This window comes from Clostridium fessum, assembly GCF_003024715.1.
Lineage (GTDB): Bacteria > Bacillota > Clostridia > Lachnospirales > Lachnospiraceae > Otoolea > Otoolea fessa.
This window is the reverse complement of the sequence record NZ_PYLO01000005.1, coordinates 212,643-238,672: the sequence shown is the minus strand read 5'-3', so window position 1 is coordinate 238,672 and position 26,030 is coordinate 212,643. Positions and strand designations below refer to the sequence as shown.

At 45.4% G+C, this 26,030-nt stretch carries 20 protein-coding genes; 17 read left to right on the top strand and 3 right to left on the bottom strand.

What is annotated here, in order from left to right; genetic code table 11:
* The coding region (locus C7U56_RS13615) for an IS200/IS605 family accessory protein TnpB-related protein (protein ID WP_233430278.1) at positions 1-609 on the top strand (609 nt) is incomplete at its 5' end.
* Between the two features lie 492 nt (positions 610-1,101).
* Here the strand turns inward: C7U56_RS13615 and C7U56_RS13605 are convergent.
* Entirely contained in the window at positions 1,102-1,398 is a 297-nt protein-coding gene (locus C7U56_RS13605) for an RloB domain-containing protein (RefSeq protein WP_107001666.1), read from the bottom strand.
* Between the two features lies 1 nt (position 1,399).
* A complete protein-coding gene (locus C7U56_RS13600; protein ID WP_107001665.1) occupies positions 1,400-2,596 on the bottom strand; it encodes an AAA family ATPase in 1,197 nt (398 codons plus the stop codon).
* Between the two features lie 407 nt (positions 2,597-3,003).
* Here C7U56_RS13600 and C7U56_RS13595 point away from each other — a divergent pair, with 407 nt between their 5' ends.
* On the top strand, positions 3,004-4,506 hold the full coding sequence (locus tag C7U56_RS13595; RefSeq protein WP_107001664.1) for an aminotransferase-like domain-containing protein: 1,503 nt from the start codon (positions 3,004-3,006) through the stop codon (positions 4,504-4,506).
* A 97-nt stretch (positions 4,507-4,603) separates the two neighbouring features.
* Here the strand turns inward: C7U56_RS13595 and C7U56_RS13590 are convergent, their stop codons facing one another.
* A complete protein-coding gene (locus C7U56_RS13590; protein WP_022360194.1) occupies positions 4,604-6,019 on the bottom strand; it encodes a spore germination protein in 1,416 nt (471 codons plus the stop codon).
* Positions 6,020-6,472: 453 nt separating this feature from the next.
* On the opposite strand from C7U56_RS13590, the gene C7U56_RS13585 reads away from it, so the two are divergent.
* From C7U56_RS13585 to C7U56_RS13515, 15 genes are all read left to right on the top strand, one after another.
* Entirely contained in the window at positions 6,473-10,897 is a 4,425-nt protein-coding gene (locus tag C7U56_RS13585; RefSeq protein ID WP_107001663.1) for a hemoblobin-interacting domain-containing protein, read from the top strand.
* Positions 10,898-10,918: 21 nt separating this feature from the next.
* Entirely contained in the window at positions 10,919-12,073 is a 1,155-nt protein-coding gene (locus tag C7U56_RS13580; RefSeq protein ID WP_233430277.1) for an FAD:protein FMN transferase, read from the top strand.
* A gap of 67 nt (positions 12,074-12,140) precedes the next feature.
* Complete coding sequence (locus C7U56_RS13575; protein WP_146143928.1) at positions 12,141-12,782, top strand: hotdog family protein; 642 nt, start codon at positions 12,141-12,143, stop codon at positions 12,780-12,782.
* 182 nt (positions 12,783-12,964) lie between these two features.
* Positions 12,965-13,534, top strand: coding sequence for a biotin transporter BioY (locus C7U56_RS13570; protein WP_022360190.1), 570 nt, complete (start codon positions 12,965-12,967; stop codon positions 13,532-13,534).
* 135 nt (positions 13,535-13,669) lie between these two features.
* Positions 13,670-14,815 carry an acetyl-CoA C-acyltransferase gene (locus C7U56_RS13565; protein ID WP_107001661.1) on the top strand — a complete coding sequence of 382 codons (1,146 nt, stop codon included), beginning with the start codon at positions 13,670-13,672 and terminating at the stop codon, positions 14,813-14,815.
* A 104-nt stretch (positions 14,816-14,919) separates the two neighbouring features.
* Entirely contained in the window at positions 14,920-16,227 is a 1,308-nt protein-coding gene (locus C7U56_RS13560; RefSeq protein WP_107001660.1) for an AMP-binding protein, read from the top strand.
* A gap of 379 nt (positions 16,228-16,606) precedes the next feature.
* Positions 16,607-17,368 (top strand): GntR family transcriptional regulator, encoded by a 762-nt coding sequence (locus C7U56_RS13555; protein ID WP_338108872.1) that lies wholly within the window; start codon positions 16,607-16,609, stop codon positions 17,366-17,368.
* A gap of 259 nt (positions 17,369-17,627) precedes the next feature.
* Positions 17,628-18,485, top strand: coding sequence for a fructoselysine 6-kinase (locus tag C7U56_RS13550; RefSeq protein WP_107001658.1), 858 nt, complete (start codon positions 17,628-17,630; stop codon positions 18,483-18,485).
* A gap of 39 nt (positions 18,486-18,524) precedes the next feature.
* Positions 18,525-19,502 (top strand): SIS domain-containing protein, encoded by a 978-nt coding sequence (locus tag C7U56_RS13545; RefSeq protein WP_107001657.1) that lies wholly within the window; start codon positions 18,525-18,527, stop codon positions 19,500-19,502.
* A 389-nt stretch (positions 19,503-19,891) separates the two neighbouring features.
* On the top strand, positions 19,892-20,302 hold the full coding sequence (locus C7U56_RS13540) for a hypothetical protein (RefSeq protein ID WP_022360184.1): 411 nt from the start codon (positions 19,892-19,894) through the stop codon (positions 20,300-20,302).
* 31 nt (positions 20,303-20,333) lie between these two features.
* Positions 20,334-21,701, top strand: a complete 1,368-nt coding sequence (locus tag C7U56_RS13535) for a sodium/glutamate symporter (protein ID WP_107001656.1) — start codon at positions 20,334-20,336, stop codon at positions 21,699-21,701.
* A gap of 108 nt (positions 21,702-21,809) precedes the next feature.
* On the top strand, positions 21,810-22,646 hold the full coding sequence (locus C7U56_RS13530) for a sugar phosphate isomerase/epimerase family protein (RefSeq protein WP_107001655.1): 837 nt from the start codon (positions 21,810-21,812) through the stop codon (positions 22,644-22,646).
* Between the two features lie 29 nt (positions 22,647-22,675).
* Complete coding sequence (locus tag C7U56_RS13525; protein ID WP_107001654.1) at positions 22,676-23,512, top strand: sugar phosphate isomerase/epimerase family protein; 837 nt, start codon at positions 22,676-22,678, stop codon at positions 23,510-23,512.
* Between the two features lie 14 nt (positions 23,513-23,526).
* Complete coding sequence (locus C7U56_RS13520; protein ID WP_107001653.1) at positions 23,527-24,348, top strand: BtpA family protein; 822 nt, start codon at positions 23,527-23,529, stop codon at positions 24,346-24,348.
* Between the two features lie 3 nt (positions 24,349-24,351).
* Entirely contained in the window at positions 24,352-25,878 is a 1,527-nt protein-coding gene (locus C7U56_RS13515) for an FGGY-family carbohydrate kinase (RefSeq protein WP_107001652.1), read from the top strand.
* The last annotated feature ends 152 nt before the right edge of the window (positions 25,879-26,030 follow it).

Below are 26,030 nucleotides of genomic sequence, written 5' to 3'. Positions count from 1 at the left end.
TTCTCCAGTGATAAAGACCATTTGTATCATGTGCTTGGCAGAATCCGCCGTTTTCAGAGGGAACATTCCTCCAGACAGGTCCAAAGCCGATGGGATTATGCAAAAAGGCTGAATATGGAGCTGTCCCGCAAAATAGCTGCGGAGATCACGAAATATGCCGCAGAGTATCAGGCAGGTGTAATTGTGTTTGAGTATCTGGAAATGCAGGGAAAAATATCCGGAAAAAAGAAACAAAAGCTTCATTTATGGAGAAAGCGGGATATTCAGAAACTGTGTGAACATCAGGCACATCGGAACGGAATTCGTGTGTCCATGGTCAGTGCCCGGAACACCAGCAGGCTGGCCTGTGACGGAAGCGGAGTGGTAGTAAGAAACCCGGAGAACCATAGCCTATGTACCTTTCGAACGGGAAAACAGTACAACTGCGACCTGTCAGCATCCTATAATATCGGAGCGAGATATTTTATACGAGAATTATTAAAACCCTTGCCGGAAACGGGAAGGTCTTCACTGGAGGCAAAAGTACCTGCGGTGAAGCGCAGAACCTCATGTGTTTATGCAGATTTAAGAAAGCTTTATGTAGAAGTAAACAATTTAAAAGCGGCATAAACGCAGGCAGATATACAGCGGACTACCTGTAATGTGGAAACCAGCCGTATCCGGCATGGGAAAAGTGCGTATCCGCACGAATTCTAAGTTACTGGCGTATCCGCCGATATTTAGTCTTGCCGTTTAAAACGGCTGAGAAGCACGTGACTTTAGCCATGTGAGGTTCACTGTGGGATGGTTTAGATTTACGGCATATTTGGTGTCGGCGGTCAAGCGTCGCAGAAAAGATTATTTGCTCCAGCTTTATAAACGCAGCAGTATCGTACTGAAATAGTTGATCTCGCCCCGCTCGTTGTTCAGCACTTTCCGGGCTTTTTGAAATAGAATAGAAACCACCACCTTTACTGAAATTGACAACAGCCGCTCCAAACCGGAGCGGCTGCTATGCAAAGTTTTGACTGTACCAAGTATAACAGATATGGATTTACGGCGAAAGGGCAGGACTGTGCCAATGTAGAGACAATTTTGTGCCACCCATGTTTCTTTGAAACATTATAGCAGTGATTCCACCAGCTGATGGATGTCGGTAAATGGATTGACAGCAATTCCAAACGGTTTGCTGCTGTCATTTTGAAGATGGTATTCCACGGCTTTCCGGATCAGGCTGAGATAATCTGTTTCACCTCCGCTGGTGCGGCTTCCTACCACACGAATATCAATGTTTGTCTGACGGTTGCGGTAGTGTTCAAAATACTTAGGCTCAGTTTGAGAACCCTCCGTTACAATCAGAGTGACAGGCTTTATTTTTCTGCGTCGCTGTCCACGCTTTTCAATTTTTCCACGTGCCATTTTACAGCCCTCCCTTGATAAAGGGGATCGCACCATAACGGCCAATCAGATAGCCCTTCTCCACCTTAGCATCCTTGCGGATGGAAAAATCGTAAAGGGAGAACAGATCGGTAGCCGCTGTTTGCTCGTCTTTTTCGGTAAACCAAATCTGATCTCTCCTCAGTACATCCAGGTTAAGAAGATTGGTGTTGTGTGATGTGAAAATCAACTGGGCTCCATTTGGATTGAACTCCACACTGTTAAAAAGCGAGACCAGATGCTTTGTCAGAAGAGGATGCAGATGAGCGTCCATCTCGTCAGCGACAAGAAGGGTTCCTTCATCCAGCACCTTTTTTACAACACCGATCAGTTTGAAATAACTGTTGGTGCCATCAGATTCCTCTGCCATGTTCAGCGCGTAGGAAGAAGTATTTCCCTCTGTATCCTGTACCGTGTGAATGGCCTCAATATTGGTAAAGATATCATTACGCTGAGAAGGAGCGGATTCTGCATCACGCATCTGAAGGGATTGTATGCCAAAATCTGCAACACGCAGCATAGAGGCGATCACATGCCGGTAGTCATCCTCTTTGAGTTGTTCTGCTTCAAGGCCGTAGGCGTCTGCAACAGAATGTTTCGTGATGATCTGGCAGGAAGCAAACCATTCCAGAACTGGAATCACTTTGGAATAGCTCCAGTTTGATGCGACAGACAGATAGAGCTTGTTGGCCGAAGTGCGATCCTTGAGAGTGTTTTGTTCATCGACATCAACGGTAAAGCGAAAATCTTTTGTGTCTTTTCGCTCAAAAATGAGTGCCTGCCTGCCATTGGGATAGTAATACAGATATTCTTCGATAACAGCTTTGTCTGTTACAGAAAAGCCATACGCATAGCGGATGCCATTTGTGGTGAAGATGACCTCGAAGCTGCTGGGGCGAGAGGGTGTTTCCCGGTCAAACTTGAAAGGCGAACGATCAATGGTTTTGTGGAGCTGCTGGTTATGCGAAGTCAGCACATAATTTACCATGAACCAAAACGCATTCAAGACATTGGACTTTCCAGAAGCATTGGCGCCGTAAATCACAGCAGACTTCAAATGCTTTTTGTTTCCGTCCACAATCAGGTGCTCTGGATGTTCGTTATCCTTACTGGCAAGCAGGGATAACACGACATTATCTTTGATAGAGAGAAAGTTCTCTACACTAAATTGAATCAGCATAAAACAACCTCCTAAATCCTTGTTATAATATATTATATCCACATTTTTGTGAAAAATCAACGCAAATGAAAAATAAAAATCTGTATAGAGGATTTAATAGAACAGCCGTGTGGAGAGGATATGTGGGGATTTCTTCTTTCTTAGGAAGAAGAGGATCTTTGATTTCTTCCTCGGAATTTCCGTTACTGGGCACGTATGCGTGAACAGTAACAGTACTCAATTTTGGGGATTGCCTATAAGCAGGAGAAAACGGTATAATTGAGGAAGGCAGTTGGGTATAAGGGGTACAAGTGGTGGAGATGAAAAATATTGTGAAGACGGAAAGAGGGCGGTTGTCTGGGATATGGGATGATGCGGATGATCGATGCGGTGCATCGCCATTTACATAAATAGATAGAGGAAATACGATGGAACTGAATTTAAGCGAACCGGGACAGAGCCGATATCTGAGAGTATATGAATATTACAAAGAATTGATCGTGTCCGGTCAGATGAAGCCGGGAGCGAAGCTGCCGTCGATCCGCAAATGTTCCCTGCAGCTGCAGCTTTCGCGGACGACGGTGGAGACGGCGTATATGCTGCTGGCGGCGGATGGCTATATCATTTCGCGTCCGCAGAGCGGGTTTTATGTAACGGATGCGGTGCTGGCGGCTGCAAACCGGGAGGAAATAGAGCACGGTGTGCCGCATCAGGAGGAACGCCCGGAAATCCGGTATGATTTTGCGTCTTCAAATGTGGATCGGGAGAGCTTCCAGTTTGATTTATGGCGGCGCTATGTCAAGAGCGCCCTGCGCCAGGATGAGCGGCTGCTTTCTTATGGCGAACCGCAGGGAGAGCGGGAATTCCGGGAGGCGCTCTGCGCGTATCTGGGGCGCCACCGCAATGTGATCTGTACGCCGGACAGTATCGTAGTAGGGGCGGGTGTGCAGAGTCTCTTGCATATTTTGTGCCCGATGCTGCGGGAGCGGGACAGCGTATGGTTTTTTAATCCGTCGTTCCGGCAGGGACGCCAGATTTTTGAGGATTATGGGTTTTGGACTGGAGATATAAGAGAGTATTGGGAAAAAACTGAGATGAGGACCGGATCCTTTAAGATGGATTTGTGTGGAACGGAAAAGTCAGATGTATGTGCAAAAGAAATGAAAACAATGCCATTTGAACAGACATCAGAGGCAATGAAATCCACGGGGAAAAGTGTCTGCTATTTAACGCCTTCTCAGATGACAGTCTGGGGCGAGGTCATGCCGGTGGGCGACCGGATGAAGCTTTTAAAGGATGCGGCGCGCGAGGATATGCTGATTATTGAGGACGATTACAACAGTGAGTTCCGCTATTATAACCGCCCGACACCGTCCCTGCAGGGGCTTTCCGGAGGGCGGGGCGTCGTGTATCTGGGGACATTTTCAAGGCTGCTTCTGCCATCGATCCGCATGAGCTACATGGTCCTGCCGCCGGATCTGCTGAAACGGTATCAGGAGCGGGGGCGTTTTTATAACCAGACGGCGTCCAAGGCAGAGCAGATTGCCCTATGCCAGTTTATACGGGACGGACATCTGGAAAGCCAGATCCGAAAGTCCAAGAAATTGTACGCGGCAAAGGCAAAGTGTCTGTGTGATGCGGTGCGGCGCATTTTTGGAGAAAAAGCGCGAACGCATCTGGGCGATGCCGGTTTTCTGGTTCTCATGGAGCTTGACAGCCCGCTTACATCGGCGGAAATTGCCGGGCGTGCGGCACAGGCAGGCGTCGCCGTCCGCCCGGTGGAGTCGGTCGGGAGTCTTTTGGAAAAACAGGAGCATCATTTTCAAGAGGGATATCCGAAGCTCCTGTTGTCCTGTGCCTCGATGGGGGCAGAGCGGTATGAGGAGGCGCTGGAGGTGCTGAAAGAGGTAGTGTATAAGAAAGAAAAATAGAAGATAGATATAGAAGTTAAAATGTCCGCATAAACCACAGCCAGTACCCGGAACCATCCGGGCAGTTGTGGGTATGCGGACATTTTATGCGACATTCTTATCCGTTTTTCTCCTCATGCGGCAGCCGGTTCCGGAGCAGCCGTTTTTTTAATTCACTCCAGTGAAATGGAATTAGCGGGTAAATATAACTTTTTCCGGCGATTGTCCGGTTAAAGACAAGGCAGCCGACGGCAATGAGTGTTCCGGCGATGAAGCCCCAGAGATTGAGGAAAAAGGTCAGAATCAGGAGCAGGACGCGCATGAATTTGAGTGCGTAGCCGAGTTCGAAGCTCGTCATCGAGTAGTTGGCGATCGTGACGAACGCCATATAGAGCATCGTCTCGCTGTTGAACCAGCCGGATTTGACCGAGTATTCTCCAAGCACGATACCGGCGATGACACTGAGCGGTGTCGTCAGCATGCTGGGGGTGTTGACTGCCGCGAGCCGCAGACCATCGATGGCAAATTCCAGGATCAGAAGCTGATAGATCAGCGCTACATGGATCTCGTCGGTGACACGGATAAAAGCGAGCCATTCCGGGATCCAGCCGGGATTCTGCATAAAAAGCAGCCACAGCGGTGTCAGAAATAAGGTCAGGAAAAAGATGACCGTCCGCGACAGGCGCAGATAGGTGCCGGTCAGCGGTGGAAAATAGTAGTCGTCGGCTTCCTCGATGATATCGAAAACAGAGGATGGCAGAATCATTGCGGATGGCGAATTGTCCACCAGAATGATGATATTTCCTTCCAGAATCGAGGCAGCGGAGGTATCCGGACGCTCTGAAAAACGAAATTTTGGGAACGGATTGAACCATTTGTGCGGATAAATACATTCGGCAAGGCTTTCCTGGTTCATCGAGAGGGCATCGACATGCACTTTTTGAATCCGGGTGCGGATGCGGTTTAAAAGTTCGGTGTCCACCCGGTTTTCCATGTAGCAGATGGCGATATCGGTGTGCGAACTTTCCCCAATATTCATGATTTCCATCCGCAGCTTCGGATCGCGGATGCGCCGCCGGATCAGAGCCGTATTGAACACAAGCGTTTCGACAAAACCATCGCGCGAGCCGCGCAATACCTTATCCTTTTCAGGTTCGCTGACTCCGCGGGCGGGATAGGTGCGGCAGTCTATTGTGAGTGCCTGTGCATACCCGTCGATCAGAAGAAAAGGAACACCGGAGAGAAGCTGGATAATCAGCGCGTCCGAATCCGTTTCCAGCCCGATTTCGCCGTAGGCGAGGTAGAGGGCGGCAAAATCGTTTGCATTGTCAGGCATCTGGGCGGTTTCAATGCTGCTCATCGCCTGCAGCACTTTTAAAAGCGTATCGTCCTTGGTAAAACCATCAATACAGTAGAGGCAGGCATCGCGCCCGCCGATCATCAGGTTCCGATCTACGACATCAAAACTGATGTCCGGTCGGAGCTTTTTTTGAAAAAAAGTCCGGTTATTTTCAATGGATGAAGAAATCTGCATCGTGTAAATCTCCTATCAGAGAAGCCAATATCAGTGACCGCGAAGGGACTGGAATGGGACAAAATGTTTACAGATGGAGTATGTGCGAAAAGGATAAAAATATACGAAATGAAGCAAACAGAAAAAAATTCTCAAAATATGTTTTTTTAAAATTCATGGCAAGCGAGGCAATATCAGGGAAAAAGGAGGAAAAATCGCTGCAAAATGAGACTTAACATGTGCTGAATGGAAAAAGAAATTTGCATGTTAGTTTTAGCAACTAAAAAAGCAATGCTTTATTGAGAATAAAATTCAATTAAAAAATAGATAAAAATTCTCATTTTTAAATAGATTTAAATAATTGACAGATTTTATTAGATTAGTTTATACTAACCTCCTCGGCTGTCTGGGTTAGGGATGACTAATCCGGTGCGGAGAGTAAGATATTACAAAAGATTATATGGAGGAATATGTATGAAAGGTAAGGGAAGATCCCGGCAGGCAATTCTGGCAGCGGTGACCGTGTTAGCGGCGGCGCAGGCAGGTACTGCTTATGCTTCAACCGGACCGGCATCGGAGTCCGGAGTACAGACCGGCGCCTGGATTCAGGAAGGACAGGACTGGAAATATCAGGGAACGGACGGAACGCTCAAGACTGGATGGGTTAAGACCGAGAATGGCTGGTATTATCTGGATCCGCAGACCGGACGGATGATGACTGGATGGATCACCGTCGATGGACGCCGGTACTATATGAACACAACTGCCGATGGCGTGGAAGGACAGATGCGCCGCGGCTGGTGGAAGGACAATGCAGGAAAATGGTATTTCTTCAGCACTGCATCCGACGGAACGGAAGGTATGACCGTGACCGGATGGCAGTGGATTGATGGAAAATGCTATTATTTTGATAACTTGAGTGCAGAAAACTATGGTCAGATGCACACCGAAGGTCGGACGCCGGACGGCTACAGCGTCAATGCGGATGGACAGTGGGTCAATGAAAATGGAGAGGTCCAGACCCGTGCGGATAGAGGTTACGCGAGCAGCCCGGCAGCAGACGGCAACGGAAGCAGCGTATCAGGAGGCGGTTCGGGGAATTCCGGCAGTTCCGGCGGCAGCCATTCGGGGGGCTCTGGAAGCAACAGTAATTCTGGAAATAACAGTAATTCCGGAAATAACAGTAATTCTGGAAATAACGGTAATTCCGGGAATGACGGAAATCAGAATGGCGGAAATGCCGGAGATAACGGAAACACTGAAAATCCAGACAAGCCGCAGATGGTTTCGCTGGTAGATGAGACGAAGACAAAGCTTACCGAAGTAAATTCCCTGGGCTGGTGGCTTCCGATCGCATTTGATGAGGGATACAATGCAGGCAATACGGTCGTTAAGGTCGATGGAAAAGATGTAACCAATCTTTTAACTCCGATCACAGATGACGGACGTATGGCAAAACTGGCGCTTCTTGGCACACCGGGCAAAGTAACCGTCAGCAGCAAAGAAGATGCGGCAAAGGAAGAGACGGTGGTTCTGAGCAATGAGAGCCAGGAAGATGCTGTATATGAGGAAAACGACGGCTATCTGCCTGAGAAGATTCTGACGCATGAGCCGGTTGCTTACTGGGACTATTATCTGACCAATTACGATGAAGACGGAAATCCCCGCATTTCTCCGAAAAAAACTACTTATAACTTGAATGAGGAAAAACAGACTCATCCGAGCTACTCACCGGATGCAGTTCTTCCAAAAAATGGAAAAGCAGCTGTTACCATTCTGTTTAACTATAATACAAATGAGGAAAAAGAGTGGTTTGACGGCATCCGCAAACTGGAACTGGTTGAATACAATGAGCAGAAGAACACAATCAATTCGAGTCTCGTATTTGACAGTGAAAAGAATGTGGCGCACGGACAGGGACGCGTTGGACAGCTGACTATCCAGACAGGACAGAGCAATTTCTTTAATAATGGACGTTATTATGTGCGGGTTGTATCGTCGGCAGGCGGTTCCGCGCTCGTCCCGATTCATGTCGTCAATGAGACAGTACCGACGCTGGAGCTTAAGGAAACACCGCAGTCCGGTAAGAATCTCCATTTTGCAGTCAGCGATCTGGTATACGCAATTGAGACACCGATCGAGCGTGTGACACTGGAAGCTCCGAACGGAACAGTAAGCGACCTTAAGATGATCGATGACTGGTATCTCTACAGCCAGGATTTATTTGTTCTGTACAATGATAATACAGACCATCTGCCATACAAGGGCAATTACAAGATCACTGTATATGCAAATGGTTTCCGGTCATTCTCCAAGAGCTTCAAGGTGACAACGGGCGCAGAGCCGGTAAAAGAGAAGGAACAGACCAATGGCCAGAAAATGGCGGCATACGGATTCGACGGTATCAGCACCGCATCGACTGGTTCCAGCGGAAGTGGAAGCTCCAGCGGCAGCAGCTCAGGAAGCTCTGCAATCTCTGCAAACCTGATTTTTGATTCAGATCTGCTTGTAAATGCACATCTCCTTGAACAGACCAAGATGGAAAATGATGCGTCCAAGGCAGTGATGGAGTGGTGGTACAATGCGATTCCAGATGCAGTCTTTGATACTGGAGATGATGATTTCTTCAGATGGACAGACTACGTAAATAAGAGCGAGAATCAGAAATACGAAGAGAACAGAATGCTCCCATTTGCAGATTACCGTGAAAACGGAGTACTGGATCCGAACCATCCGGCAACGGCAAAAGAGGTTCTTGAAGATGGTCTGCTCGGCGATATCCAGTACAATGGAAACTTCTCCCGTCAGGATGCACCGGCGATTACAGTTGTACAGAACAAAGAGGGCGATCCGGTAGTCCTGAAGACAGAGGATACAAAGTATATCGAGGCAGTTCAGGGTATCGTTGTCAATGGAAACTGGCAGGCACTCAGCAAGGATAAATATTCCATCGACAAAGAAGCTGGCACCATTACCATTAATGCGGATGTATTCAAGGCTGGTGAGGAGTACAAGCTGACCGTTGATGCAACGGGATATAAGAGCCAGAGTATTGCATTTACATATAATAAGGTGCTGGAGAGTGATCTGGCGCTGAAGGTTGATTATGCGGATGCTAAAAATGCATTTTCAGCAAAGAAGACAGTAGATGGAAAGAAAACATACTACTTTGCAGATGCTGAATTTACCGTTGAGGGCAGCGAGGGAGATTTCTTGAAGAACCTGAAATCTGTTACTCTGCTTTCCGATGAGGAGGATGCTGTTGAGAGAAATATCTACACGAAGGGCGTGTCCAGCAGCAACGATGTTTACTATGAAGTATCCGGGGATGGCAAGAAGCTGATTCTCCATCAGGTTCAGCCGGGAAGCTATAAGCTGACTCTTCGTTCGAATTACTACACAGAGGCGCTGAGATGTGAATTTGTGGTTGAGAAGGAAGAGGAAGAAATTCAGGAAGAGATGGCAGCTCCAGAAGTAGTGGAGTTCAGCAAACATAAAGCCAGCTGGTCATTTGATCCAGATTTTGGACGTGCTTCTTTTAAGGCTTCAAAGGGAACGAGTGTAAAAGATTACCTAGCTAAGATTACATCCGTGAAGGTTGGAAATAAAGAGTATACAAAAGCTTACAGCCTTAGTTCGTATAACCCTACATGGAAGATGACAGATGCAGATGATCCATATAACAATGTACAGGATTTTGATTGCATCGATTTCACTTTAGACGGTTTCAGCACCGAAGAAAGCACCGATGTAACGATCCAGGCAGAAGGATACAAAGAGCTTACCTTTACAGTTACAAAGGATATGAAGTTAGCGGGTGACGAAGAGAAACTGCTTCCAGCACCGGAACTGACAGGCAGCACTACGGTTGATGAGGGAAAACCGCTGGTTCTGACTGGTGATGAGGAGTATCTGAAAGCAATTAAGTCTGTAAAAGTAACTGGCAATGATGAGGAGGAAGATGTTGCGCTTGGATTTGCAGTAAATGGTACAACATTGACAATTCAGACAAGCGCACTGGATAGTGGTCTGAATGAGGTTGTGATCGAAGCGAAAGGTTACGATAATCAGTCGATCATGGTTACAGTTGAGAGCCAGAAAGCGGATACAGAAATTAAGGTTTCCAGTGTTGTAACAGAGAGTAATTGGGGAAATAAGTATTTACTGATTCGCTTCAATGGAGTTGAGGGAGAAGAGCTAAAAACCTTCTTAAAGAAGATTAATTCGGTTGAGGTAAATGGAAAACCGTATAGCAAGGCATTCAGTTCTGCGTCCCTTGGAAGTGGTGAGTTTGCACCGCATGCAACGGATACATCTCAGAGCAATGATAATTACGATTGTTTAAAGGTTTCAGCGTCCGGACTGAGTGAAGAAGAGGAGAATGAAATTCTTATCTATACTGGGAATAACGAAACGATTGAGTGCAAACTTGATAAAAGCTGGAAATTAATCAAGAAATCCCAAGTGCTTCTCGCCGACGAAGTTCTCCCAGATGAGATCGTCGCCACACCGGAGCAAACACCGGAAGAGCCGAAGACGAATGACGAAAACAAGGCAGATGTACCGGATGGCGATAAGAAGAACGAGACAGACGATGCGAACAAGGCACCGGAAGTAGACGAGGACAAGAAAGAGGATTCGGACGAGTCCAAGGATACTTCGGATGAGAAGAAAGACGAAACTTCAGATAAAGGCGATGCTGACAAGGATGATTCGAAAGATGAATCCGGCGAAACTGGTGACGATTCCAAGAAGAATGAAACGGATGAATCTAAGGACAATGATTCCAAGAAGGATGAGACCGGTAACGTAAAAGATGATATTTCTGATAAGGAAGAATCCGACGGAGGTAAAGGCGATACTTCTGAGAAAGAAGAGTCTGTTTCTGAAGAAGAGTAGTTGTATTTAAAGGAGTAAAAATTGAAACAGAAGTGGTGGATTTTATTAACTCTGCTGCTGTGTGGCTGCGGTGCTTCATCGCAGCCGGATCAAACGGGGACGGTCCAGAATGACCGTCCTCGTTTATCTGCGTCTATGGAAGAGACGGCAGAAAATGTGGCAGCAGTAGAAAAAAACGAAAATTTAGAGAAAAATCCCTCAAATTCGAACCAGAATCCGGGAGAAGGGCAGAATTGGACAGTGTTTGCGATGGATACTGTGATGCAGTTTGACGCCTACGGCGGAAGTGCAAATTTGCAGGAAAAAGTGAAACGGCGGGTGGAAGAGCTGGAAGGGGAGCTTTCGACAACACAGGAAAACAGCGATATTTTTCATCTGAACCAGGAGAAAACGGCGGAACTTTCAGCGGATACGCGTTATCTGATGCAGGAGGCGCTGGCACTGGGAGTCGAAACAGATGGTGCACTCGATATTTCAATTTACCCGGTTGTGCAAAGCTGGGGATTTACAACGGGAAATTACCGGGTCCCCAGTGAGAGCGAGCGGGAAAGCCTGCTTAAATCGGTCGATTATCGTCTGGTCGGTTTAGAAGCAGATACGGCATCGATCGAGCCAGGAATGATGGTGGATCTAGGCGGTGTCGGAAAGGGATTTACCGGAGATGAGGTGGTAAAGACTATGAAGGAGGATGGCGTGACGAGCGCACTGTTCAGTCTTGGAGGCAATATCCAGACGATCGGAACAAAACCGGATGGCGAGAAATGGTATGTCGGCATCAAGGATCCAGAGAGCGACGGCTATCTGGGCGGAGTCAGGGTGCAGGATGAGGCGGTCATTACCTCCGGCGGCTATGAGCGCTATTTCACGGATGATGACGGAACAATTTACTGGCATATCATGGATCCGTCCACTGGGGCGCCGGCGCATAGCGGGCTGATTTCTGTGACAATCATCGGACCGTGCGGGCTGCGCTGCGATGGGCTTTCGACCGCCCTGTTTGTCATGGGACGGGAAAAGGCAGCGGCACATTGGGCGGCGCATCAGGACTATGAGGCAGTCCTAGTTGACGAGAGCGGCACGATCTGGCTGACGCCGGGCTTAAAAGACCGATTTATTCCGGTGGATCAGGGGGGAGACGCGGGAGATTCGGATATTGTGATTCTGGAACAGATCTAGTATAATGAGCAGAGAAAAGTGCATGCGAGTCAGATTTACAATTTATAACGAAGAGGTCGAAAATACCGTGAATGATAGATTGAAAAAGAAGCTTCTTTGCTTTGAGCGCGCTCTCTCCACATTGGAAGGATACGAGGGATGGATGATAGGCACAACTACACTTCATCTGGACTGGCAGCCCAAACAGGGGGAGAATGAGTTTTGCCATACCAAATTAACTCCAGAAATCATCAAAAAAGGTCGCTCGGCAATCCGGGTCCGCATAGCGGTAGCGGAGGAGGAAAAGGAACGGGAAAATGAGGAGATGGAAGTGCTGCTGGTAAAACCGCGCCAGAGCGTCCTTGTCCCGGAAAAAGAGAAAATGCCGCTCATGAAAGCAATTACGGAACTGGGAAGTGAGGATGATGATACGCTGGCATTTAGCCGCAGCCAGATGGAAGAATATCTCCGGGAGGCGGCAGATACCAATCCGATCCATCAGGGAGAAGCGGCAGTTCTGCCGGGGTTTCTTGTTATGAATGCCTGCCTGCTTCGTCTGTGGAAGAAGGGCTGGATGAAGGGACAGACCGCTCTGGAAGTACGTTTTCTTGCCCCACTTCGTCCTGATGAGGAGGTATATTTGTCGGATTCGGGGCAGGAGGGAAGAAACGCGGTGTATCTGAGAACGAAGCAAGAGGGAAAGGAAATTCTTTCGATTACAGAAAAATAGGGATGCCGATGATAAAGTGGGTGCAGAGGAGCTATGGATGCATATGTAAACCATTTATAAAAACAAGGTTGACAATCATCTGAAATTCCGATATACTCTTTTCTAGCAAAGATTCTCTGTGTGTGATTCATAGGAAAATGCATTACACGGCTTAGAATTTTATCACTGAGGAGGTATATATAATGAGTTCAGAGACAAGTGCAGTGAACGTACACGGCGCATGGAGCGCGAAGCGGCTTACACTTTTGGCGATGATGCTGGCTCTGATCAGTGTGTCTTCGTATATTGCGATTCCGCTTCCGTTTTCGGATGCAAAGATCACAGCGCAGACGATGATTGTCAACCTGATCGGTCTGCTGATTGCACCACAGGATACCATTTTAGTTATGGCGAGCTGGCTGCTGTTAGGCTTATGCGGCGTGCCGGTATTCAGCGGCGGAAGCGCAGGACCGGGAAAACTGCTTGGACCGAGCGGCGGTTACTATATCGGATTTCTGGTTGTAGCGTTCCTGATTTCCCTGTTTTGCCGGAAATGGAAAAATGTTGCATTCCAGACAGCGTTCCTGATTGTAGTTGGTATTCCGGTGATTTACGCATTCGGTGCAGGCTGGATGAAACACGTGACCGGACAGCCGTGGGGTGCAGTTATCGTGCAGTCGATAATTCCGTTTATTCCGCTGGACATCGTTAAGTGTGTGGCAGCGGTAGCACTTGGAAAGGCGCTGAAGCGGACGGGCTTATTTGGAAATTAGATAGAAAATAAAGATGGGATGTGGTAGTGAACAGAATCAGCCTTTTAGTGCAGAAATGCAGCCAGGAGGCATGAGGAGTCCGTTGCCGCATCCCTTTAATTTTAATTAGGAATAGAAGAAAAACAGGAGAAAAGCATGAATCACGTATATATTCTGGGCGGTTTGCGCAGTTACATCGGGGTGAAAGATGGAATGTACCGTCATATCCCGGCGGAAAAGCTGGGGGCGGAGGTGCTGCGGGAGGTGGTTTCGCGATTTGAGCTTCCAACCGATGCGATCGACTATATAATAGGAGGAAATGCGGTCGGGGGAGGCGGCAATATCACGCGTCTGGCGGCACTTTCGGCAGGGTTTCCAGAGCGGATTCCGGCGGTTACTTTGGATCTGCAGTGCGGGTCGGCGCTGGAGGCGATCAGCGCGGCAGCAGCCAAGATTGAGAGCGGGATGGCGGATCTGGTCATTGCCGGGGGAATGGAGAGTTCTTCGGTACAGCCGTACCGCATGATGTCCCCGAACCATCCGGAGTATGACGGTGGAAAGGTGTATACGGTTGCACAGTTTGTGCCGGGAAAGCGCGGCGAGCAGGTTATGTTAGAGGGCGCGGAGGAGACTGCGATCCGGGAAAATGTCTCTAAGGAAGAGATGGACACCTGGGTGCTCCGGAGCCATAAGAGGGCGGCGCAGGCGCGCAAAGAGGGAATATTGGAGGATATAACGGTTTCCATCGACGGCAGCAGCCGGGATGAGGGAATCCGTCCGACAATGAGCCAGCGTCTGATCGACCGCCTGCCGTATCTGCTTCCAAATGGCACGAAAATCACGGCGGCAAATGCGTGCCTGATGCACGATGGCGCGGCATTTGTGGTACTTTGTTCGGAACGGTTTTTGCGGGAACAGGGACGGAAAGCAGAATGCCGTTTCCGGTTTGGTACAGCGATCGGGGATGATCCGATGATGAGCCCAAAATCAGCCGTCAGCGCTGCTAAGGCGATACTTGCAAAAACGGGGCATTCTTATCAGGAGATCGATGCTTTTGAGGTCAATGAAGCGTTTGCCGTTATTGATGTTCTATTTGAACGTGCATTTCCGGGGATTGAAGACCGTTATAATATCTGGGGCGGGGCACTTGCCTATGGGCATCCATATGGAGTCTCCGGCGCAATGATTCTGCTGCATCTGATGAAAGCACTGGAACATAAAAATGGGCATTTGGGAATGTGCTGCGTGGCAGCCGCCGGAGGGATCGGAAGCAGTATTCTGGTGGAGAAAGTAATGAAGTAGATGAAGACAGTGCTTGAATGATATAAAAAGTAAATGTGGTAAATTTAAAAGCTCAAATTGGTAAAAAGTTCTATATAAAAATAAGTAAAAGACAGGAATTAATCATGAAAGAAATACAGACACAACGTATAAATACATATCTGGATGCGCTCCGGGCATACCCGCCAGAGTGGGAAGCCCTGATCACGGAGAAAGAGCGCTATACGTTCGGGGAGCTCATCGAGGCGGCAGAACGTGTAAGGAAACATCCGAAAGAGATAGAAGAAAAACAGGGAAAACGTCACATCCACTGGATCCAGGAACCGACGATCGCGCATCAGCTTATTCAGTTTCTGGCATATGGAGACGGAAATACGGTTCCGGTGATTGCACCGTCCGATGTAAAAATTTCCGATGAATTGCGTGACGTGACACCTCCGGAAGGGGCATATATGGGTGTGATGACGTCGGGAACCTCCGGTCGTCAGAAAGTATTGTTCCGCTCCTTTGAAAGCTGGCACGATTTTTTTAAGCTTCAGAATAAAATTTTCAAAATGGGAGAGGGAAGCATTACGTTTATGCAGGGGAGCCTGGCGTTTACGGGCAACCTGAACCTTTATATGGCGCAGCTTGCGTCCGGCGGAAGCGTCGTTGCGGCGGATTCCTTTGATCCGCGCCTCTGGAAGCGGATGATCGAGGCAGAACAGGCGACCTGCGTCTATCTGATTCCTGTCAAGCTGCGGGCGCTGCGGCGTATCTATGAGCGGGAACAGGCGGTCAATTACCGGATTATTTCTTTTGTCAGCGGCTCCCAGAGTATGGGCGGTGCGGAGGCAGTGCAGTTTAAAAAGGCATTTCCCGAAGCGGAGATTACATTGTATTATGGCGCCAGCGAGCTGAACTATATTACCTATATCCATGGAAGTGAGATGAAAGAAGATACGACGCTGGTTGGCCGTGCATTTCCAGAGGTGGATGTCTGGATTGAAAACGACCATTTTCATGTAAAAACGCGGTATGGAATCCTTGGAATTGGAAATGACGCGGTGATTGGGGATTGCGGTCACACAGATGCAGAGGGACTCTTCTATTTTGATGGGCGGGATGATGATATCTGCAACATAAATGGGAGAAAAGTGTCATCCCTCCGGGTCGAAGAAGCGGTGCGGACATTTCCGGGAGTGGCAGAGACGGCAGTGAAGGCAGTCCATGAGCATGGGCGCGATTATCTGAAAGTGTGGATTGTGTGGGAGAAAGAAGCTGAAAGGGAAGAAATTGCCGGAAGTGACAGCGAAAAAAGTGGTTGTATCAATATGGCAATTCGGGAATTTTTGGCAGAAAGACTGGCAGATTATGAGATTCCACGCGAATTTGTATTTCTAAAGGAGTTTCCAAAGACTGAAAGTGGAAAGATTCGTAAAAAAGAACTGTGAAAAATGCTTTTTCTTGTCAAAAAAGAAAATTGCTTATTGTGCAAAATGACAAAAGCGACGTTGACAAAATTGGAAAAGGGTGGTATATTCCCGTCTTTGACAGTAATGTTTGGAAAAACACCGCAGAAAGGCTTATTCTATATAGCTTTTCCGGCGGTGCTTTTTCGTTTTGTGATAAATTCATAGTCTGTTTCAATCCGGGCCTGTTCTTTTGCCCAAGCCATAACGTCATCTCTTGTAGGATCGTGTTCAACCAGCAATTCTTTTAAGGTGCCAAGTTTTCGAATAGTCCTGAAAGTAGATTTTCCATTGGCATCAATGTAGGATTGCTTTTTATTTAGATATAGTTTATATTGTTATATAAAGAGTTATATCATTCATGTTATTAGGAACAGGGAGAAAGAAAATGTTAAATAGTAGTGCCGCAGTGCCGCTGTATGTCCAATTAAAAGAAAAAATTGAACAAAAAATAAGTGATGGTGAATATAAACCAGGAGAAAAGCTGCAAACGGAAGGTGAAATGGCAAAATCGTTTGGAGTCAGTATTATTACAGTTCGAAAAGCAGTCAGCGAATTGGTGGAAAAAGGACTTGTAGAAAAAAAACAGGGAAAAGGAACATTTGTCTGCCAGCGCAAAGTAACTAAGGATATGAAAAAATTGCAGAGTTTTTCGGAAATGTGTGCTCATATGGGAATGAAGGCCGGAGGACGTATGCTTGAAAACAGGCTGGAACCGGCGAGTGAAAAGATAGCCCGGCTTTTGAATGTGGAAAAAGGCAGCCAGGTTATCTATATATCCAGAGTCCGCTATGCGGATGGTATGCCGATGGCGATTGAGCGTAACTATTTTCCGCTTAAATATGCATTTCTTCTGGAAGAACGATTTGATGACAATTCATTGTTTACATTTTTGAAGGAACACTCTCATACAGCAGTGGCAATTTCAGAAAAATGGATTGAACTTTGCAAGGCGACAGCAGCGGAAGCAGAGCTTTTGCAGATGGCGAAAGGAACTTCGATGCTTTTTATCAAAAGTGTGGCATATACGGCTGAGAAGGAACCCATTTATGTAGGGCATCAGGTGTTTAATGGAGAAAAATGCTCATTTTATGTCTGTGAATCTACAATAGGAATCGAGTAAATTAATTGAAAAGAAAAGGCTGATTCAGGTTAGGAAGCAAGAAAAATTTGCGCTAACAGGAGTCAGCCTTTTCTTTTTATCAGGAACATGGAAACGGAGATGATAGAAATTCCATTACCGGGCACGTATGCGTGAACAGTACCTAGAAAAAAGTGATGTAAAAAAATGCAGAAATCACTTGACAAAATACATACATAAGTATAATATGATATCATAACATTATATAATGATATATAATCAATCCAAAGGAGATGAAAAAATGCGGGTCATTGGAATTGGGGACAATGTGTGCGACAAATATGAACATCTCAGGCTTATGTTTCCGGGAGGTCAGGCTGCAAACTTTGCGGTTTATGCAGGGATGCTGGGGGCAGAGTCAGCTTATATGGGAGTGTTCGGGCGGGATGAGGTTGCAGAACATGTGATAGCAACACTCGATGAGCTGCAGGTAGAACACAGTCGGTGCCGTCAGTATGAAGGAGAAAATGGTTATGCGAGGGTTACGCTGGTAGACGGAGACCGTGTCTTTCTCGGAAGCAACAAAGGCGGCGTATTAAAAGAAAATCCGTTAAATCTGGACGTGGAAGATCTGGAGTATATTAAAACATTTGATCATGTGCACACGACCAATAATAGCTATTTTGATGAACAGCTTCCTAAACTGGCAGAACAGGGAATCTCTGTATCGTATGATTTTTCGGGTCAGTGGGTCGATGAAGAACGAGTAAAAAAGGTTGCTCCGTATATTACGTATGCGTTTCTTTCATGTGGTTCCGTTTCGAGAGAGGATGCGGAAGAAATTTGTAAGAAGATGTTTCGTGCTGGATGCCCAATGGTAATTGCAACAAGAGGAAGCTATGGAGCAGTTCTATTTGATGGAACGCAGTTTTATGAGCAGCCGCCGCATCTGGTTGAAGCAGTAGATACGCTGGGAGCAGGGGATTCATTTGCAACGGCATTTCTGCTTTCGTTTCTGGAGAGCCGGAAAAAGTATGGCATACAGATGAAAGAAAGCATTTATGAAAAAGAGATAAGGAAAGCACTGGAAGCAGGGGCAGAGTTTTCTTCGAAAACCTGTATGGTTCAGGGGGCTTTTGGACATGGAAAGTCATTTTGACAAATAATTGATACAAAAAAAGAAAAGGAGATCAGAAAGATGGAAAAATCAGTAAAAGAAATTGTAGCAGAGATCAAAGAAAAGATGGACAAACTGGGTGGATTAAAGCATGTGTATTTTGTAGCTTGCGGCGGATCTAAGGCAGCTATTTTCCCAGGGCTGTACCTTCTTCAGAGTGAGGCAAAAACTTTTAGCGCTACTACATATACCAGCAATGAATTTGTTCATGCAACACCAAAAGAACTGGATGAGCGGTGCGTCGCAGTTATTTGTTCATTAAAGGCAACGCCTGAGACCGTGGAGGCAGTAAAAACAGCCAATGCTGCAGGTGCAGTGACAATCGCTATGACAGGAAATATGCAGACAGGTATGGCAAAAGTTGGACAGTATATTGTGACATATTCAAATGGAGATGATCAGGTATATAGTGATTCTAACCAGGCGAACGCCCTTCGGATTGGTTTTGAGCTGTTAAAACAGTTTGAAAACTGGGAGAATTATGACAAGGCGATGGAAGCATACCGTTACATTGATGAAATTATAGAAGAAGGCAAGAAAAATGTTTTGGCGGATGCAAAAGCCTGGGCAGAAAAATATAAAGATGAACCTGTATTTTACGTGCTGGCATCTGGTTCAAACTATGGAGTTGCATATTCCATGTGCTGCTGTCATTTCATGGAGATGCAGTGGAAGCATGCTGTGTGCCTGCATACGGGTGAGTACTTCCATGGTCCATTTGAAACAACGGATAAGAAGCTTCCGATGATCCTTCTGATGAGTGAGGGAAGAACCCGCGCATTGGATGAACGCTGCTTAAAATTCCTGCGCACTTATGCGGAAAATTATATTGTAATTGATTTTGAAAAATTAAATGGCGGTAAAATCGATAAGAGCGTCGTAGAATTCTTTAATCCGGTTGTTATGATTCCGATTGAGAGATACTATGTTTCCCAGATGGCGGAAGTGCGTGGTCATTCTATGGATGAAAGACGTTATATGTGGAAAGTGGAATACTAAAGATCCTCCAATTAAATATTTTCTTAGACAGACAGCGAGGCCTGACCGTATGGAGCAGACTTCGCTGTTTTGTCCATACGGACAAGTTAATTTAGAGTGAGCATAGTGTAAGTAAAAAATCAGAACGTTTGGCATCAAAGAATTGCTGAAAAAGATAACAGACAAGTGAAAAAAATTGTGAAAATTGATATGGATGTGTGTGATGAAAAAGAAAACGTAATAAAAATATGATAGGAAGAGAGGCTGACCCCCTAAAAAAAATATGTAAAATGACAAATTAGCATTGACAATATAATGATATATGATGTATTATAATGACATGATATAAAAAAATCGCTTGAAACCTGCAGGAACAAGAAGAATTTGAAAAGAAGGTAGGAGGAAATGTCATGAAAGCAGATGTGTTTGAGTATGAAGGGGAAGGTATTCAGTGTGTATATGACAATAAAAAATGGGTCGTATGTATTAAAAACTGGAAGCCTAATAATGATATTGAGAAGATTCAGTATCTGGAAGTGCATCACGCAACCGATGAGCAGTTTATTCTGGTTCAGGGAAAAGCAGTTCTTTTGACGGCGTCCCGCGAGAATGATGCATTTAAGATTGATGTAATTCCGATGGAGCCAAATAAAGTTTACAATGTTTTGCAGGGAACATGGTTTAATACGATCACACAGAAGGATACAAAGCTGATATATGTGCAGGATGCGGGGACGACAACAGAAAACAGCGAATACTGTGATATGACAGAAGTGGAATTGAGTATGGTTAGGGAAAAAGCAAAAAAAGCATTGCAGTAGCATCATAAAAAAGAAATGAGGAGGACAAAAGATGGAGTTTAATGCGTATTCCATGTTGGTGGATTTCATGTGGGCAGGTATTTTCCTGTTTGTGGCGAAAATGCTGAGGGAAAAAATCAAGATTCTGCAGAGCCTGTTTGTTCCGGTCAGTCTGCTGGCTGGATTTATCGGGCTTGCGTTAGGACAGAATGGTTTTGGAATTATCAGTTTTTCTTCACAGTTTGGTTCTTATGCAGGTCTGCTGATTATTGCAGTATTTGTATCAATTGGGCTGAGGGGCTTTAATTTTTCAGCTGGTGGCTGGAAAACAAATTTTGATCGGATTGGCAGCTACTACTGCTTCCGCAATATTGGCTGGGCGTTTCAGTATGCAATGCCGATTATTTTTGCAATGGTAGTCCTGAAAATAGTTGCTCCTGATTTAAATCCGGCATTTGGAATGTTGATTCCTGCAGGCTTTCAGGGAGGTCATGGTACAGCAGCAGCACTTGGCGCGACACTCGGCACACTTGGATGGGAAGATGCAACGGATCTGGCGATGACAAGTGCAACGGTGGGTATTTTAACCGGTATTTTTGGTGGAATTATTTTGATCAAACTTGGAACAAAAAGAAACTATACCAAGTTTGTAAAAGATTTCAGCCAGCTTCCTAACGATATGCGCACGGGACTCATTGAAGAAGGAAAACGCCCGGTATTAGGCGAAGAAACCGTTTCACCGATGGCAATTGATCCGCTGGCATGGCATCTTCTTCTGATTCTGATTCCAACCGGTATTGGATATCTTTTAACAAATGTAATTCAGGGAGCAACCGGACTTGGCGTTCCGAGCTTCTCTGTCGGCTTCCTGGTAGCAATTGTATTTCATTTTGTATTAAAAGGAATAAAAGCCGATAAATATGTAGATAACCGCATCATTTCCCGTATGGGAAGCTGTGCAACTGATTTCCTTGTATTTTTCGGTGTGGCATCAATTAAGATTCCGGTTGTTATTGAGTACGCAGTTCCGTTTGGCCTGCTGATGTTATTTGGAATTGTCTGGGTTGTATTCCACTTTACAGTGATTGCGCCGAGACTCTTAAAACAGGAGTGGTTTGAGAGAGGCATCTATGTATATGGTTACTCGACCGGTGTAACAGCAATCGGCATGGCGCTTTTAAGAATTGTAGATCCGGAGAACAAGAGCTGTACACTGGATGATGCAGCAATTGTAACACCGATTGAGTCAATTATTGAAATTTTTGCATTAGCGGCAGTTCCGGTTGCCTGTGTTCAGGGAAACTGGATTGCAGCTGTAACACCAATTTTGATTTACCTGGCAGCGCTTTGCATTGTCCCGGTTGTATTCAAATGGTGGCATAAACATCCAGGTAAAGCATGGGATGAAAGTGAGTCTTAGGGAAAGACAAAAGATGTAAATATAATCTATAAATAAGCGGGCACTGTGAAATCTGATAGAGCGAAGTTTTTTGCAGTGCCTTTGTGTATAGAGAGGAGGAACAACTGGATGATAAAGATAAGGCGGGAACAGATTGCAGGAATGAATATGCACTATAAATACAGAACTTTGGATTATTTCTTTAAAACGCAGCAGGCTCTCGGAATAAAAAATATAGAGTTTTGGTGTGCAAGACCGCATTTCCTGCTAGATGATTATGGGTTTGAGGATGCGGCTGAATTAAAAAAGAATGCAGCAGATTATGGATTGACAATCGGAGCTTTTTCACCGGAGTGTACGATTTATAATTATGCACTTTGCTGTCATGACGAGACGGCAAGAAAGCATTCAATCGGATATTTTGAAAATGGAATCCGTGCAGCGGCAGAAGCTGGTGCGAAAGTGATGGTATTCAATTGCTGCGGCGGTGCAAGAAATGAAGATCCGAGACGTATTTTTGAACGTGCGGTTCAAACCTTGCGTCGGCTTTCAAAAACTGCTGCGGAAGAGGGGGTTATTCTTGCAGTGGAAACAGTACGGCCAGAAGACGCAACGGTTATTAATATGCTTCCAGAACTAAAAAAACTTTTGGAGTCGGTTAATGAGCCGCAGATACAGGCTGCCCTGAATTTGACGAGTGCTGGAGTGGCAGGAGAGTCGATGAAAGACTGGTTTGAAGCATTTGGAGACAAAATATACCATATCCGTTTTGTGGATGGACGTCCGCAGGGATGCCTTGCATGGGGAGATGGTTTGAGACCGTTAGAGGATCAATTGATTTGTCTGGATCAGTACAAATATAAAGGATTGCTAAGCCTGGCACTGAATGATGCACGCTACCTGGAGGATCCGGCTGCAGCCGATCGGCAGAATATGCGTGAATTGGAACCGTTTATAATGGATTAATGGAGTAATTGTATGAGGAGGAAGCGAAAATGAAAATAGTTGATTTTGATAAACTTTCGGTATTGAATCTTCATTATTGCCAATATACGTTGGATTATTTCCTGGATTGTATGCAGGAACTGGGAATCAAAAATGTAGAATTGCTGGGAGGACATCAAGGACTTTGGCTGGATCCAAAGGAATATCAGGATCCAGAGCCAGTCCGTAAAAAATTACAGGAACACGGTTTGAAGTGTCCGGTATTTACACCACAGAATTGCCGGTTTGGTTACCAATTTGGTGTAAAAGAACCAGAACTGAGAGAAAAAACATTTGGATTTTTTGCAAATGGGATACGTCTGGGGGCTGCGCTGGGGGCAGAGAAGATAGAAGCAAATTCCGGATGGGGTTACTGGGATGAAGCGGAGGAGGATGGATTGAAACGGGCAGCTGAGATGCATCAGAGACTTTGTGAGGTCGCAGAGGAAAATGGCGTGACAATTGTGGCAGAGTCTTTACGGCCGCAGGAATCAAGAATTGGGTATAGTTTGCGGCAAATGAAACAGTTATTTGATTTAGTCGATCATCCGCGCTTTAAAGTTATGATTGATTTGACAGCAATGTCGGTTTCTGGTGAAACGATTCAGCAGTGGTTTGATGTTTTTGGAAAGGAAAACATTGTACATTCACATTTTCAGGATTGTGATCCCTATGGGCATTACATCTGGGGTGAAGGGAAGAGAAACTTAAGAAAAGATTTAGAGGACATGGTAAAAAATGGATATGAGGGATATTTTACGCAGGAACTGACAGCACCGGCGTATTACCTGGATCCATTTCGTTATGACAAAAGAAATGTGCAGAATTTGAGAATGTACATGGAATAGAGGAGAGAAAGAATATGTGGACAGATGAATTATTTCATGTAAAAAAACCGATCATTGCACTGTTGCATTTGCGGGCGCTGCCGGGGGATCCTCTGTATGAAAAAGATGCAACGATGGGAGAGGTAATTAAAAATGCAGCCAGAGAGCTTCAGGCGCTCCAGGAGGGAGGAGTAGATGGAATTTTGATTGCCAATGAATTCAGCCTTCCGTATGAAAAAAAGGTTTCCTACGTAACTGTGGCAGCGATGGGACGGATTGTGGGAGAATTAAAAAAAGAGATAAAAGTTCCATTTGGTGTCAATATTGTTTCTAATCCATTGGCGACGATCGATTTGGCAGCGGCAGTAGAGGCAGATTTTGTAAGAAGTACATTTACGGGTGCCTATATAGGTGAAAATGGAATTACAGATACGAATATTCCAGAAGTCTTGCGTAGAAAAAAAGCACTTGGACTAGATAAAATGAAATTGCTATATAAGGTAAATCCAGAGTCGGATGTATATCTAGCAGAGAGAAGTCTGGAAAAAATAACAAAATCCATGATTTTTCATTGCTTTCCAGATGGTCTGTGTGTTTCTGGAAGTAGTGCTGGTCAGGAAACGGATTCAAGTTTGGTACGCAGGGTCAAGGCAGTTTCTGGATTTGTTCCTGTTTTCTGTAATACAGGGTGTACGAAGGAAAATGTGGTTGAAAAACTTAGTGAATGTGATGGCGCTTGTGTAGGGACTGCTTTTAAGAAAGATGGTAAATTTGAGAACTTTGTTGAAAAACAGAGAGTCATGGAGTTTATGGATGTAGTTAAGGCGTATCGCTGTACAATGAAAGAAGGCGTATAGACGTTGCATTATTTTTTAGGAATTGACGTTGGTACATATTCAAGTAAAGGAGTTCTAACAGATGAGTCTGGAAAGGTGGTAAGTCGGGCAGTTACTCATCACGGAATGGAAAATCCAGAACCTGGTTATTATGAGCAGGACGCGGATAAGGTATGGTGGAATGATTTTTGCATTTTGTCAAAAATGCTCTTACAGCAGAGTGGTGTAGAACCAGAAAAAATTGCTTGTGTAGGGGGAAGCACATTGGGAGCAGATTGCCTTCCAGTTGATAAGGATGGGCATCCTTTACGAAAAGCAATTTTATATGGTATTGATGCACGTTGCGTGGAAGAAATGGAGTATCTCTCACAGTATTATGGCACAGAAAAAGTAAAAAAACTATTTGGACGTCCAATTTGCAGTGGAGATGTGTCTGCTAAAATTTTATGGATAAAAAATCATGAACCAGAGGTATATAGACGCACACACAAGTTTTTGACAGGTTCTTCTTATCTAACATTTAAACTAACTGGAAAATATGTAATAGATACATTTTTGGGGATGGCTTCATTTCGTCCGCTGTATTATCCGGATGGGAGCATCCATAAAGAAATGTGTAAACCGATTTGTATGCCGGAGCAGTTGGCAGAAGGAATGCCGGTTACCCATATTTGTGGAACGGTAACAAAGCAGGCAGCTAAGGAGACAGGACTCAAAGAAGGAACGCCAGTTATTACTGGAACTGGAGATTCAGCAGCTGAGGCAATCAGTGTAGGAGTACTTGCACCAGGCGATCTGATGGTACAGTTTGGATCGTCCTTATTTTTCTATTGTTGTGCAGATCGGCTGATTCAGGATGAGCGAGTGCGCGGAAATCCATTTTTAATTCCAGAAACTTATAGTGTAGCAGCAGGAACTAATAATGGAGGCACACTTCAAAAATGGTATTTGGAACAGTTATTTTCTGAATGCTTGGAAAAGGAAAAAACAGCAGGATTGAATGCATATGAAGAAATGGTGAAAGGAATTTCTGAGATTTCACCCGGATCAGATGGTTTGATAACTTTACCCTACTTTGCGGGAGAAAGGACACCGCTGAATGATCCGGACGCAAGAGGAATGATCGTGGGACTTTCATTGAGTCATACAAAAAGACATTTGTATCGCTCGGCATTGGAAGGAATTGGGTATTCAGTTGCACAGCATATTGACATATTCCGTGAAAATGGTTTGCCTGTAAAACGGATTGCAGCGGCGGGGGGAGGAACGAAAAACGCAGTTTGGATGCAGATGGTGGCGGATATAGCAGGGGTATCGTTAGAAACACCAAAGGAAGACATAGGGGCAGCTTATGGAGATGCACTGATGGCAGCGATTGGAGTCGGATTCTACCAAGGTTTTTCAGATTTGCGCCAAGTAATCCAAAAGAAATGTATTTATAAGCCGGATTTAGAGAGGCATGAGTTATACAAGCCATTTAGAAAGCTATTTGATGAATTATATAGGTGTAATCAGGAAATATTACATAGTTTATCTAAGCATAACAAGTAAATAAAAGATATGGAAAGGCTTTTTGACTGTAATCATTGATATTACAATTGAAAAGCTTTTTCATTTATAGGTTCCCGATAATGTGTAAAAATGAAATTCAATCAATCGGGCAGAATATATGTTCGAAATTCCGCACTTTCCTTGCAATGAAA

Bases quoted from the DNA above. Each gene is read 5' to 3' on its own strand.
- C7U56_RS13605 (WP_107001666.1), bottom strand. From the start codon at position 1,398: ATGGCACGTGGAAAAATTGAAAAGCGTGGACAGCGACGCAGAAAAATA.
- C7U56_RS13600 (WP_107001665.1), bottom strand. From the start codon at position 2,596: ATGCTGATTCAATTTAGTGTAGAGAACTTTCTCTCTATCAAAGATAAT.
- C7U56_RS13595 (WP_107001664.1), top strand. From the start codon at position 3,004: ATGGAACTGAATTTAAGCGAACCGGGACAGAGCCGATATCTGAGAGTA.
- C7U56_RS13590 (WP_022360194.1), bottom strand. From the start codon at position 6,019: ATGCAGATTTCTTCATCCATTGAAAATAACCGGACTTTTTTTCAAAAA.
- C7U56_RS13585 (WP_107001663.1), top strand. From the start codon at position 6,473: ATGAAAGGTAAGGGAAGATCCCGGCAGGCAATTCTGGCAGCGGTGACC.
- C7U56_RS13570 (WP_022360190.1), top strand. From the start codon at position 12,965: ATGAGTTCAGAGACAAGTGCAGTGAACGTACACGGCGCATGGAGCGCG.
- C7U56_RS13565 (WP_107001661.1), top strand. From the start codon at position 13,670: ATGAATCACGTATATATTCTGGGCGGTTTGCGCAGTTACATCGGGGTG.
- C7U56_RS13560 (WP_107001660.1), top strand. From the start codon at position 14,920: ATGAAAGAAATACAGACACAACGTATAAATACATATCTGGATGCGCTC.
- C7U56_RS13555 (WP_338108872.1), top strand. From the start codon at position 16,607: ATGTTATTAGGAACAGGGAGAAAGAAAATGTTAAATAGTAGTGCCGCA.
- C7U56_RS13550 (WP_107001658.1), top strand. From the start codon at position 17,628: ATGCGGGTCATTGGAATTGGGGACAATGTGTGCGACAAATATGAACAT.
- C7U56_RS13545 (WP_107001657.1), top strand. From the start codon at position 18,525: ATGGAAAAATCAGTAAAAGAAATTGTAGCAGAGATCAAAGAAAAGATG.
- C7U56_RS13540 (WP_022360184.1), top strand. From the start codon at position 19,892: ATGAAAGCAGATGTGTTTGAGTATGAAGGGGAAGGTATTCAGTGTGTA.
- C7U56_RS13535 (WP_107001656.1), top strand. From the start codon at position 20,334: ATGGAGTTTAATGCGTATTCCATGTTGGTGGATTTCATGTGGGCAGGT.
- C7U56_RS13530 (WP_107001655.1), top strand. From the start codon at position 21,810: ATGATAAAGATAAGGCGGGAACAGATTGCAGGAATGAATATGCACTAT.
- C7U56_RS13525 (WP_107001654.1), top strand. From the start codon at position 22,676: ATGAAAATAGTTGATTTTGATAAACTTTCGGTATTGAATCTTCATTAT.
- C7U56_RS13520 (WP_107001653.1), top strand. From the start codon at position 23,527: ATGTGGACAGATGAATTATTTCATGTAAAAAAACCGATCATTGCACTG.